At 72.9% G+C, this 1,427-nt stretch carries 2 protein-coding genes; both read right to left on the minus strand.

Annotated elements, in window-relative coordinates:
• Positions 1 to 50: 50 nt before the first annotated feature.
• Positions 51 to 1,013 (minus strand): electron transfer flavoprotein subunit alpha/FixB family protein, encoded by a 963-nt coding sequence (locus ABT247_RS33450; RefSeq protein ID WP_350750370.1) that lies wholly within the window; start codon positions 1,011 to 1,013, stop codon positions 51 to 53.
• Positions 1,014 to 1,058: 45 nt separating this feature from the next.
• Positions 1,059 to 1,427: electron transfer flavoprotein subunit beta/FixA family protein (locus ABT247_RS33455; protein ID WP_502892550.1), on the minus strand; the 369-nt coding region annotated here is incomplete at its 5' end.

Here is a 1,427-nt window from a genome sequence, read left to right on the forward strand (position 1 = left end):
CTCGGTACCGGGGTACCGAGTGCCACGCCCTCCGCGGTCCGTCCGACGGGTCAGGCCTTGCGGGCCTTCACCTCGGCGGTGAGCTGCGGCAGGACCTGGAAGAGGTCGCCGACGACGCCGTAGTCGACCAGCTCGAAGATCGGGGCCTCCGGGTCCTTGTTGACGGCCACGATGGTCTTCGAGGTCTGCATGCCGGCCCGGTGCTGGATGGCGCCGGAGATGCCGTTGGCCACGTACAGCTGCGGGGAGACCTGCTTGCCGGTCTGGCCGACCTGGTTGCTGTGCGGGTACCAGCCGGCGTCGACGGCCGCGCGCGAGGCGCCGACGGCCGCGCCGAGCACGTCCGCGAGCTCCTCGACCACGCCGAAGCCCTCGGCGGCGCCGACCCCGCGGCCGCCGGAGACCACGATGGCGGCCTCGGTCAGCTCGGGACGGCCGGTGGACACGCGCGGGGTGCGCGAGGTGACCGTGGCGGCGTTGCCGGTGAACTCGACGGCCACGTTCTCGACGGCGCCGGCGGCCGGGGCGGCCTCCGGAGCGACGGCGTTCGGCTTGACCGTGATGACCGGGGCGCCCTTGGTGACCTTGGACTTCACCTGGAAGGACGCCGCGAACACCGACTGGGTGGCGACCGGACCGCCGTCGCCGGCCTCCAGGTCGACGGCGTCGGTGATGATGCCGGAGCCGAGACGCAGCGCGACGCGCGCGGCGACCTCCTTGCCCTCGCCGGAGGAGGTGACCAGCACGGCCGCGGGGGCGGCGGCCCCGGCGATCTGGGCCAGGGCGTCGACCTTCGGGACGACCAGCTGGTCGGTGAACTCGGTGCCGTCGGCGACGTACACCTTGGCGGCGCCGTACTCGGCGGCCTTGGCGGCGATGTCGGCGGCGGCGGTGCCGGCGCCGAGGACGACCGCGGACGGCTCGCCGATGCGGCGCGCCAGGGTCAGCAGTTCGAGGGCCGGCTTGCGGACCACACCGTCGGCGTGGTCCACCAGAACCAGGATCTCAGCCATGATTCGTTGCTCCTGATCGATCGTTGGATGCGCTGACGGGTGGGACTAGATGAACTTCTGGTCGGCGAGGAAGCCCGCGAGCTGCTTGCCGCCCTCGCCCTCGTCCTTGACGACCGTGCCCGCGGTGCGCGCCGGACGCGCCGCCACCGACTCGACCGCGGTCCACGCACCCGCCAGGCCGACCTCGTCCGCCTCGATGCCCAGGTCGTCCAGGTCCAGCGACTCCACCGGCTTCTTCTTCGCGGCCATGATCCCCTTGAACGAGGGGTAGCGGGCCTCACCCGACTGGTCCGTCACCGAGACCACCGCCGGCAGCGGGGCCTCCACCAGCTCGGTCGCCGCGTCACCGTCACGACGGCCCTTGACCACGCCGCCCTCGACCGACACCTCCGACAGCAGCGTCAGCTGCGGCAC

Origin of the sequence: Kitasatospora sp. NPDC001539 (genome assembly GCF_040298565.1) — a bacterium.
Lineage (GTDB): Bacteria > Actinomycetota > Actinomycetes > Streptomycetales > Streptomycetaceae > Kitasatospora.

What these genes read in the sequence shown, in the direction of transcription:
- ABT247_RS33450 (WP_350750370.1), bottom strand. Translation starts at nt 1,013, where the DNA reads ATGGCTGAGATCCTGGTTCTGGTGGACCACGCCGACGGTGTGGTCCGC.